Annotated in this window: 7 protein-coding genes; 6 read left to right on the forward strand and 1 reads right to left on the reverse strand. The window is 71.3% G+C overall.

The features are described from left to right. Positions 1–32 precede the first annotated feature (32 nt). From SSOG_RS39550 to SSOG_RS39560, 3 genes are all read left to right on the forward strand, one after another. Positions 33–1,088, forward strand: coding sequence for an Lrp/AsnC family transcriptional regulator (locus tag SSOG_RS39550; RefSeq protein WP_009719933.1), 1,056 nt, complete (start codon positions 33–35; stop codon positions 1,086–1,088). 112 nt (positions 1,089–1,200) lie between these two features. Next, the gene (locus SSOG_RS39555) at positions 1,201–2,559 is read left to right on the forward strand and encodes an extracellular catalytic domain type 1 short-chain-length polyhydroxyalkanoate depolymerase (protein ID WP_039939781.1); all 1,359 of its coding nucleotides are present in this window, start codon (positions 1,201–1,203) and stop codon (positions 2,557–2,559) included. 79 nt (positions 2,560–2,638) lie between these two features. Beyond that, positions 2,639–3,427 carry a 2-keto-4-pentenoate hydratase gene (locus SSOG_RS39560; protein ID WP_039939782.1) on the forward strand — a complete coding sequence of 263 codons (789 nt, stop codon included), beginning with the start codon at positions 2,639–2,641 and terminating at the stop codon, positions 3,425–3,427. 283 nt (positions 3,428–3,710) lie between these two features. Here SSOG_RS39560 and SSOG_RS39565 read toward each other — a convergent pair whose 3' ends face one another. Then, positions 3,711–4,298, reverse strand: coding sequence for a tellurite resistance TerB family protein (locus SSOG_RS39565; protein WP_039939784.1), 588 nt, complete (start codon positions 4,296–4,298; stop codon positions 3,711–3,713). Positions 4,299–4,316: 18 nt separating this feature from the next. Here SSOG_RS39565 and SSOG_RS39570 point away from each other — a divergent pair, with 18 nt between their 5' ends. The 3 genes from SSOG_RS39570 to SSOG_RS39580 all read left to right on the forward strand — a co-directional run. Next, entirely contained in the window at positions 4,317–9,269 is a 4,953-nt protein-coding gene (locus SSOG_RS39570) for a type I polyketide synthase (RefSeq protein WP_245606476.1), read from the forward strand. Positions 9,270–9,274: 5 nt separating this feature from the next. Next, positions 9,275–9,484 (forward strand): hypothetical protein, encoded by a 210-nt coding sequence (locus SSOG_RS39575; RefSeq protein ID WP_009719938.1) that lies wholly within the window; start codon positions 9,275–9,277, stop codon positions 9,482–9,484. Between the two features lie 37 nt (positions 9,485–9,521). Beyond that, on the forward strand, positions 9,522–10,271 hold a 750-nt coding region (locus tag SSOG_RS39580; protein ID WP_425385444.1), incomplete at its 3' end, for a beta-ketoacyl synthase N-terminal-like domain-containing protein.

The raw sequence follows: 10,271 nt of genomic DNA on the forward strand, positions 1-10,271 counted from the left end.
GGAAAACCCGCAGGAACGCGCCTCCTCGGGCGGTGCAGGATCGTGCCGCGCCGGAGCTGGACGAACTCGACCGCAGCATCGTGCACGCGCTACAGATCCACCCCAGAGCTCCCTGGACGCTCGTCGGTGAGGTGCTGGGAGTCGACCCGGTGACGGCCGCGCGGCGCTGGCAGCGCCTGGCGGACGCCGGACTCGCCTGGGTGACGGCCCATCCGCGGCTGGCCAATTCCCGGGTCGTGGCGACGGGCGTCATCGAGGTCGACACGGAGCCCGGTGCCGCGGTGAACGTCGCCCGTGCCCTGGCGGCGGACCACGCGATGGTCAACGTCAAACTCACCTCGGGCGGCCGCGATGTGATCGCCGAGGTACAGGTCCGGGATTTCGACGAACTGCTCGGTCTCACCACACGGCTGTTCCAGGGGATGCCCGGGGTGCGGGCGACACGGGCGCACATATCCACCGGCATGCCGACGGAGGGCAGCCAATGGCGGCTGCGCAGCCTGGACGGCGACCAGTGCGCGCGCTTGGACACGGCCGCCCTGCCCCCGCCGGCCCGGCCGGAGAGCGATGCCGAAGCGGGCTGGGACACGCTGGACGCGCGGCTGCTCGAACTGCTCGGCGCCGACGGCCGTATGCCGATGCGCAGGCTCGCGGCGGCGACAGAGGTGGGCCTCACCACGGTGCGCCGCCGGCTCCAGGCGCTGCTCCCGTCGCGGGTGAGCCTGCGCTGCGACCTCGCCCGTACGCCCTTCGGATGGCCGCTGTCCGCGGTGTACTTCGCCTCCGTACCGGCCCAGCACCTGGCGGAGACGAGCCGGGTGCTGTCCGGCTTCCGCGAGGTCCGCGCGTGCGCGATCATGGCGGGTCCGCACAATCTGGTGATCGACGTCTGGCTGCGCGCCCTGAGCGACGTCCACGCCTTCGAGGCGCATCTGGCCCGGCGGCTGCCCCGTCTGACCATTGACGACCGTTCGCTGGTCCTGCGCACGGTCAAGCACATGGGGCGGCTGCTCGACGGCGACGGCCGCTCCGTGGGCATCGTCCCGCTGCCCTGTGGTGTGCCACCTGCCGTGGGAGCGCTTCCATGACGGTCGTGTTCATGCCACGATGCTGCGCGGGCAGGCCGCGTACGGGGGCGCTCTTCAGCGGCATGTCCTGGTCACGATTGATCCGCAACCGCGATCAGGAAGGGATGAGGACGTGTCCCCATCGACCCGCACCACCCCGCGCGGACCACGGCGTTCGGTGCTCGCCGCCCTCGGCGGAGCGCTGGCCTCGTTACTCGCGGTCATGCTGCTGGGTGCGCCCACGGCCTCGGCCCGTACGGCGACCACCGAGGCTTCCGCCGCTACCGAGGCTTCCGCCGGGACCAAGGCTCCCACCGCGGCCCTGACCGAGATCAAGAACTTCGGCACCAACCCCAGCAATCTCCAGATGTACTTGTATGTTCCGGACAACGTCGCCCCGAACCCGGCCGTGGTGGTGGTCGTGCACTACTGCACGGGATCCGGGCCCGCGATGTACTCCGGCACCGAGTTCGCCTCCCTGGCCGACCGGTACGGCTTCATCGCCGTGTACCCGTCCGTCACCCGCGCCAGCAAGTGCTTCGACGTCTCCTCACCACAGGCGCTGACCCGCGGCGGGGGAAGCGACCCGGTGGGCATCAAGTCCATGGTCGACTGGACGGTCCGTACCTATTCCGCCGACACCAGCAGGGTCTTCGCCACCGGTACCTCCTCCGGCGCGATGATGACCAACGTCCTGCTCGGGGACTACCCCGATGTGTTCGCGGCCGGGTCCGCCTTCGCGGGCGTGCCGTTCGCCTGCTTCGCCACCACCAACGGGTCGGAGTGGAACAGCGACTGCGCCAACGGCACCATCACCCGCACCCCGCAGCAGTGGGGCGATCTGGTCCGCGGCGCCTACCCGGGGTACAGCGGGCCCCGGCCCCGTATGCAGCTCTGGCACGGCACACAGGACGACATCCTGCGCTACCCCAACTTCGGGGAGGAGACCAAGCAGTGGACGAACGTGCACGGCGTCAGCCAGACCCCGGCCCGCACCGACTCCCCCCAGTCCGGCTGGACCCGCACCCGGTACGGCTCCACCGGTGACCGGGCCCCCGTCGAGGCCATCAGCCTCCAGGGCGTCGGCCACAACCTCGTCACCAGCGGCATGGCGGCCCGTGTGATCACGTTCTTCGGCCTGGACGCCAACGGCCCCGCGCCCCAGCCCCAGCCGGGCGCCTGCCGGGTGTCGGCCACCACCAGCGCCTGGAGCACCGGCCTGACCGCCTCCGTGGCCGTCACCAACACCGGCACGACCACGCTGAACGGCTGGCAGCTGGGCTTCACCCTGCCCTCCGGCCAGACCATCACCGGCGGCTGGGGCGCCACCTACAGCCCCGCGAGCGGAGCCGTGACCGCCACCAACGCCGCCTACAACAGCACACTCGCCCCGGGCGCGAGCGTCACCATCGGCTATCAGGCCAACCACACCGGGACGACCAGCGCTCCGGGTGGCTTCACCCTCAACGGAAAGACCTGCACGGCCACCTGACGTCCGCCGGGGATATCTTCGAGTTGCACGCGCGGCTCGTCCACGACGCGGCGAGCCGCCTGGCAACGAGGAGCAACGGATGACCCTGACCGACGCACAGCGCGCGGAAGCCGGACGGCTGCTGCGGGAGGCCGAGCGCGACGTGACGCCGATCGACCCGCTGACGGAGCTGATGCCCGGCCTGGAAGTGGCCGACGCCTACGCCGTCCAGCGGGACAACATCGCCCGGCGCCTGGCCGCCGGCGCCACGGTCGTCGGTCACAAGGTCGGGCTCACCGCGGCCGCGATGCAGCAGCTCCTCGGCGTGGACGAGCCGGACTTCGGCCATCTGCTGGACGACATGGTCCACCGCGACGGCGGTTCCGTACCGGCGGCGCGCTACTGCGCCCCGCGCATCGAACCGGAGATCTGCTTCCGGCTCGCCGAGCCGCTTCGCGGGCCGGGCGTCACCGTCGAGGACGTTCTCGCGGCCACCGAGGCGGTCGCTCCCGCCCTGGAGATCGTCGACAGCCGGATCCGCGACTGGAAGATCACGCTGGCCGATACGGTGGCCGACAACGCCAGCTCGGCCGGTCTGGTCTGGGGCGCCTGGACACCCCTGGTCGAGGCGCCCGACCTGGCCGCCGTCGTGGCCGACCTGCTGGTCGACGGCGAGCGGGTCGCCTCGGGCAGCGGCAGCGAGGTGCTGGGTCACCCCGCGGCCGCGGTCGCCTGGCTGGTCAACACCCTCGCCGAGTTCGGCACCGCCCTGGAGCCCGGGCACCTGGTGCTGCCCGGCACCATGACCGGCGCCCCGTTCGTCAGCGCCGGACAGCGGATCGAGGCACGCTTCAGCGATCTCGGGCCGGTGTCGGTGACCTTCACCTGAGACCGACACCGCGACCTGCTCACCCAGGCGGGCATCGCCGACCCGGGCGAGGCCAACGCCCTGGCCCGTCGGCTCAACGGCCACTCCGCGTCCCTCGCCGCCGAACACCCCGGCCGCTTCGGCTGGTTCGCCACCCTGCCGATGCCCGACACTGGCGCGAGCGCCACGGAGGCCCGGCGGGCCCGCCGGGCCTTCCGGCTTCTCCACCCCGGCACCCGGTGACGTACGTGCCATCTATGGGGGCGGGCCGCAGGCCCCGGGCGGCCCGGGGCCTGCGTGCGGCTCAGATACCGAACTCGGTGGGCGGGATCCCGAGGGCGGCGCACGCCTCGTGGATGACCTGCTGCTCGGACGGCTCGATGTAACCGTCGGCCCCGGCGATGACGATGCCGGTCTGGATGACCGCGCGGGCCTCCGTCGGCTTCTTGGCCGCCTTGGCGATCTCCTGCATCACCTCGGTCTTGCCCAGCTGGAAGTTGGCCATGAGCCGGTCCAGGTTCTTGTTGAACCGCTGGCGGAGCTGGTCCGCCGGGAAGTTCTGGAGGACCTCGTTGGTGGTGATCAGCTCCTCGACACGCTGCCGCTCCGCGGGCTCGACGTGCCCGTCCGCCGCGGCCACCAGCGCGCACATCGCCATCGAGGCATCGCGGTAGGCGCCGCTCTTCAGCTCGGTCTTGACCGACGCGAGCTGGGACTTGAGCAGCCCGACCAGCTGGGCCTTGGAGCCGCCGGAGGACGAGCCGGACCCGTGGCCGCCGTGCTGCCCCTGCCCGAAGGATCCGTGGCCCTGCCCGGACCCGCTCCTTCCGCGAGCGCTCTGGGCCTGCTGGAGGTTCTTGGCCTGGTCCTTGAGCCGGTCCCACATTGCCATTGGTGCCACCTCGGCTTCTTGTTGCTGCTTGTCCGGTTCTGCTCGTCGGTCGCGTTGCTTCGCGGTCTGTCCAAGGTGAACGCTCCCGACGGTGACCGGGTTCCCGAAAAGCAAAGCACACGTAAAAGGAGACGGCTCACGCGCCGGGCGGAGAGGCGTGAGGAGGTTAGGGGCGATCAGGGGTTGGGGGGTCATTTCACCCTGCGTAGCGTTCCCGGCAAGCGCGCGTCGCAGTGTCGGGCGCCTTTTCGACCCGGGGTGGCTGTGGTGGGCAACCAGGAGAAGCTTCTTGACTACCTCAAGCGCGCGACCACGGATCTGCGCGCTGCCCGCAAACGCATCGCGGAGATCGAACACCGCGACCGGGAGCCGATCGCCATCGTCGGGATGGCGTGCCGCTATCCGGGCGGGGTGGATTCGCCCGAGGGGCTGTGGCGGCTGGTGGACGAGGGCGTGGACGCGATCTCGGAGTTTCCGGCCGACCGTGGCTGGGGCGTCGAGGACATCTACGACCCCGAGCCCGGCAAGCCGGGGAAGACCGCCGCTCGCGAGGGCGGGTTCCTCCATGACGCGGGCGAGTTCGACGCCCAGCTCTTCGGGATCAGCCCGCGCGAGGCGACCGAAACCGACCCCCAGCAGCGATTACTCCTCGAGGTGTCGTGGGAGGTGCTGGAGCGGGCCGGGATCGATCCGCTGTCGCTGAAGGGCAGCCCGACGGGCGTGTTCGCCGGGGTCATGTACCACGACTACGCGCGCGGCAGTAACGGCGGCAGCATCGTCTCGGGCCGGGTCTCCTACACCCTCGGTCTCGAAGGCCCCGCGGTGACCCTGGACACGGCGTGCTCGTCGTCGCTGGTGGCGATGCACATGGCGATGCAGTCGCTGCGCTCGGGAGAGTGCACGCTCGCCCTCGCGGGCGGTGTGACGGTGATGTCCACCCCCGAGATGTTCATCTACTTCAGCGAGCAACGCGGTCTGGCGACGGACGGCCGCTGCAAATCGTTCGGCGCGGGAGCCCACGGCGTCGGCTGCTCCGAGGGTGCCGGGGTCCTCCTGCTGGAACGCCTGTCGGACGCCCGCCGCAACGGGCACCCGGTGCTGGCCGTCGTACGGGGGAGCGCGCTCAATCAGGATGGCGCCAGCAACGGTATGTCGGCCCCGAACGGCCCGTCACAGCGGCGCGTGATCCGTCAGGCGTTGGCGAACGCGGGGTTGTCGGCGGGTGATGTGGACGCGGTCGAGGCGCATGGCACGGGGACGACGCTGGGCGATCCGATCGAGGCGCAGGCGCTGCTGGCGACGTACGGAAAGGATCGCGCGGAGCCGCTGTGGCTGGGGTCGATCAAGTCCAATATGGGCCACACCCAGGCGGCTTCGGGCGTGGCCGGGATCATCAAAGTGGTGCAGGCGATGCGGCACGGTGTGTTGCCGCGGACACTGCATGCGGATGAGCCGACCACGCAGGTGGACTGGTCGGAGGGCAACGTCCGGCTGCTGACCGATCCGAGGAAGTGGCCGCGCGGCGAGCGTCCGCGCCGCGCGGGCGTCTCTTCGTTCGGCATGAGCGGGACGAACGCCCATGTGATCGTCGAAGAGGCGCCACCGGTCGAGGACGAGCCCGAGGAACGCCACGAGCTGCCCGTGGCCCCCATCGTCGTCTCGGCCGGAACCGCCGAGGCGCTTCAGGCCCAGGTGGAGCGGATCCGTGCGTTCGCCGAGGACCACGACCAGCTTGATGTGGCGTTCTCGGCGGCGACGGGGCGTGCCGCGCTGGAGCATCGTGCGGTGCTGGTCGGATCGGAGACGATCAGCGATGTGGTGGCGGGCGCGGGCGGCAAGGTGGCGTTTCTGTTCACCGGGCAGGGGAGTCAACGCCTTGGCATGGGGCGGGAGTTGTATGACACCTTCCCGGTCTTCGCGGCGGCTTTCGATGCGGTGTGTCAGGCGTCGGGGCTGGCGTTGAAGGAGGTGGTGTGGGGCGACGACGGGGCGGCGTTGGAGCGCACGGAATTCGCTCAGCCTGCGATCTTCGCGCTGGAAGTGGCGTTGTATCGGCTGGTGGAGTCCTGGGGTCTTCGGCCGGACATCCTGGCCGGTCACTCCATTGGTGAGGTGGCGGCGGCGCATGTGGCGGGTGTGCTGAGTCTGGAGGACGCGGCGCGGTTGGTGGTGGCGCGGGGCCGGTTGATGCAGGCGTTGCCGTCGGGTGGGGCGATGGTGGCGATCCAGGCCACGGAGGAGGAAGTGGCGCCGCTGCTGGACGGTGAGGTGGGGATCGCGGCGGTCAACGGTCCGTCGTCGGTGGTGGTGTCGGGTGCTGAGGATGCGGTGGCGGCGGTGGCCGGGCGGTTCACGGACCGTAAGACGAGTCGTCTGTCGGTCTCGCATGCGTTCCATTCGCCGTTGATGGATCCGATGTTGGAGGACTTCTGGAAGGTGGCCGAGGCCGTCACCTATGGGCAGCCGAAGATCCGGCTGGTCAAGGACATGACGTCGGCGGAGTACTGGGTGCGGCATGTGCGCGATGCGGTGCGGTTCGCCGATGACGTACGTGCGTTGCATGCAGAGGGTGTGACGCGGTTCCTGGAGGTGGGGCCGGATGGTGTGCTGACGGCGATGGCGCAGCAGAGCGTTGAGGGCACGATGGCGGCGGCGCTGCGTCGGGATCGTTCCGAGGTGGAGAGTGTGTTCGCCGGGGTGGGGCGGTTGTATGCGGTGGGTGTGCCGGTGGACTGGGCCGCGGTGTTCGCGGGGCGCGGTGCGCGCCGGGTCGAGTTGCCGACGTACGCCTTCCAGCGCACCCGCTACTGGTTGATCGAGCAGCCCACGGCCCTCGCCGGGGCCGACGCCGTCGACCATCCGCTGCTGACCTCGATGGTGGAGCTTCCCGAGGCAGGCGGGGCGGTGTTCACCGGGCGGCTCTCCCTCGACTCCCACCCCTGGCTCGCCGACCACGACGCCTTCGGCGCGGTGGTGGTGCCCGGGCAGGTGTTCCTGGAACTGGCCCTGTTCGCCGCCGAGCGCACGGGCCGGGGGCGGGTCGAGGAGCTCGACGTCCACGCGCCGCTGGTCATGGCAGACCCCGAGGACGTCATGACGCTGCGCGTGCTGGTCGACGAGGCGGGGGCCGTCAGCGTGCACGCGCGGCGTGACGGCCGGACGGCCTGGGCGAAGCACGCCACGGGTGTCCTGGCCGCTGAGGCCGATGGCCCCTCCTGGGTGCGCGATGAGGCGACGTACGCCACGGTGCTCGACGCCGCCGGGGTGCGGAACAACAGCGAACCGACCCTTGCCCACGCGTGGCGCGGGGCCTCGGTGGGTGTCGATGAGGAAGGGCGTCCGGTCCTGTCGGTGGAGTCGGCGGAGACACGGCCGATCTCCACGGAGGAGGTACGGGCGCACACCGGCGGCCGTGAATCGCTCTTCCACGTGGAGTGGATCGCCCCACCGGTGCCCCTTGCGGACTCCGGGACCGGCACCCATGTGGTCTACGAATGCCCGCCGGTCGAGGACACCACACCCGAGGGCTTCCGTGCGCTGACCCGGCAGGTGCTGTCCGTCGTCCAGAAGTGGCTGACCGACGAGCAGACGGAGCCCGCGAGGCTCGTGGTCGTCACACGGGGCGCGACCGACGGCACCGACCTGGGGCATGCGGCGGTGTGGGGGCTGGTGCGCGCGGCGGAGGGGGAGTATCCGGGCCGGTTCGTCCTGGTCGACCTGGACGCCGATGCCGGCCCCGGCGCCGAATTGCCCGACGAGGCGTTGCGCCTGCCCGGCGAGCCCGAGATGGCCGTTCGCGGCGGCGAGATCCGGGTGCCGCGGCTGGCCCGCGTCCCGGCGCTGGACGGCGCCCCGTCGTGGGGCCCGGACGGCATGGTCCTGATCACCGGTGGCACGAGCGGGCTCGGCGCCCTGACCGCCCGCCACTTGGCCGGTGAGCACGGCGTCAAGAGCCTGCTGCTGACCAGCCGCCGGGGAATGGATGCACCGGGAGCGGTCGAACTCGTAGCGGAACTAGCGGAGTTGGGCGTCGCGGTGGAAGTGGCGGCCTGCGATGTCACCGATCGGGACGCCGTGGCCGCGCTGGTGGCCGGACGGCGGCTGACGGGCGTCGTGCACTCGGCCGGGATCGTGGACGATGCGCTGCTCGGGGCGTTGACCCCCGAGCGGCTGGACGCGGTCATGAGGCCGAAGGTGGACGCCGCCTGGCATCTGCACGAACTCACCCGCGACCACGACCTCTCGGCGTTCGTGCTCTTCTCGTCCGTCGCGGGCACCCTCGGCGGCGCCGGACAGGGCAACTACGCCGCCGCGAACGCCTGGCTGGACGCGCTCGCCCGGTATCGCACCGCCCGGGGGCTGCCCGCGCTGTGCGTGGGCTGGGGGCCGTGGACCGAGGTCGGGGGCATGGCCGACCGGCTGGACGAGGCCGAGTTGCTGCGGCTCCGGCGTACCGGAATGCCACCGCTGTCCCCCGACGAGGGGCTCGCGCTGCTGGACGCGGCGACCGTGCCCGGTCGGCCACCCGCGACGCTTCCGGTCCGCTTCGACCTTGCGGTGATGCGCACCCAGGCCGAGACGGGGACACTTCCGGCGCTGTTCGGCGGACTGGTACGCGCCCCGGCCCGCCGGGCATCGTCCGGCAGGGCGTCACTGGAGCGGCGGCTGAACGGGCTGACCGGGGCGGAACGCGAACAGCTCCTGGTGGACCTGGTACGTGGCCATGTCGCGCGCATCCTGGGACACGACGGCGTCGAGGCGGTGCCGCCGGACCGCGCGGTGAACGAGCTGGGCCTCACCTCGCTGGGCGCCGTGGAACTGCGTAACGCGCTCAACGCCGAGACCGGTCTCTCACTGCCCCCGACGCTGGTCTTCGACTACCCGACACCGCTCGCCGTCGCCGGTCTGCTTTTTCTTTTTTCTACCGGTCGGCCGACGCCGACCCCGCCGCGCCGCTGCTGGCCGAACTGAGCCGGATGGAGGCCGCCCTGACCGCGCTCGCGGCGGACGACGACGCGGCGCACGCCAAGGTCACGGCCCGGCTGGAGGCGCTGTCGCGGCGGGCGCGGGACGCCCGGAGCGGAGTGGTGGCGGATGGCGGGCCGGACGGCGCCCCGGCGCCCGCCGCCGATGCTTCCGACGACGAGCTGTTCGAGGCGCTGAACAAGGAACTGGGACTGTCCTGACGGACACCGCGTCTGCTTGTGGACTTTCACGGATGGGTTGATGACGATGTCGAAGGACTCCAACGAGGACCGGCTGCGGGAGTATCTGCGGCTTGCTACCGGTGAGTTGCAGCAAACCCGGCGCCGTCTGCACGAGGTGGAGGACCGGGAGCGGGAGCCGATCGCGATCGTGGGAATGGCGTGCCGTTTCCCCGGTGGCGCGGCCACGCCGGAGGGGCTGTGGGAGCTGATCGCCGACGGCCGGGACGCGGTGGGCGAATTCCCCACCGACCGGGGCTGGAACCTGGACGGGCTGTACGACCCGGACGGGACGGGCGAGAACACCAGCTACGTCCGGCACGGCAGTTTCCTCGACGGCGCGGGCGACTTCGATCCGGAGTTCTTCGGGATCAGCCCGCTGGAGGCGCTGGCGATGGATCCGCAGCAGCGGCTGCTGCTGGAGACCTCGTGGGAGGCGGTGGAGCGGGCCGGGATCGACCCGCCGTCGCTGAAGGGCAGCGCGACGGGCGTGTTCGCGGGGCTGGTCTACCACGACTATCCGGGCAGCAGTGTGACGGGCGCGCTGGTGTCCGGCCGCGTGGCCTACACCCTGGGTCTGGAGGGCCCGGCGGTGACGGTCGACACCGCCTGCTCGTCGTCGCTGGTCGCGCTCGACATGGCGGTCAAGGCGCTGCGTAGCGGGGAATGCTCCCTGGCGCTGGCCGGCGGGGTGACGGTCATGTCGACGCCGGTCACCTTCGTGGAGTTCAGCCGCCAGCGGGGCCTGTCGCCGGACGGCCGCTGCAAG

Source organism: Streptomyces himastatinicus ATCC 53653 (assembly GCF_000158915.1).
Classification (GTDB): domain Bacteria; phylum Actinomycetota; class Actinomycetes; order Streptomycetales; family Streptomycetaceae; genus Streptomyces; species Streptomyces himastatinicus.

Coding starts and splice junctions, on each gene's coding strand:
- SSOG_RS39560 (WP_039939782.1), top strand. CDS start 2,639: ATGACCCTGACCGACGCACAGCGCGCGGAAGCCGGACGGCTGCTGCGG.
- SSOG_RS39565 (WP_039939784.1), bottom strand. CDS start 4,298: ATGGCAATGTGGGACCGGCTCAAGGACCAGGCCAAGAACCTCCAGCAG.
- SSOG_RS39575 (WP_009719938.1), top strand. CDS start 9,275: ATGGAGGCCGCCCTGACCGCGCTCGCGGCGGACGACGACGCGGCGCAC.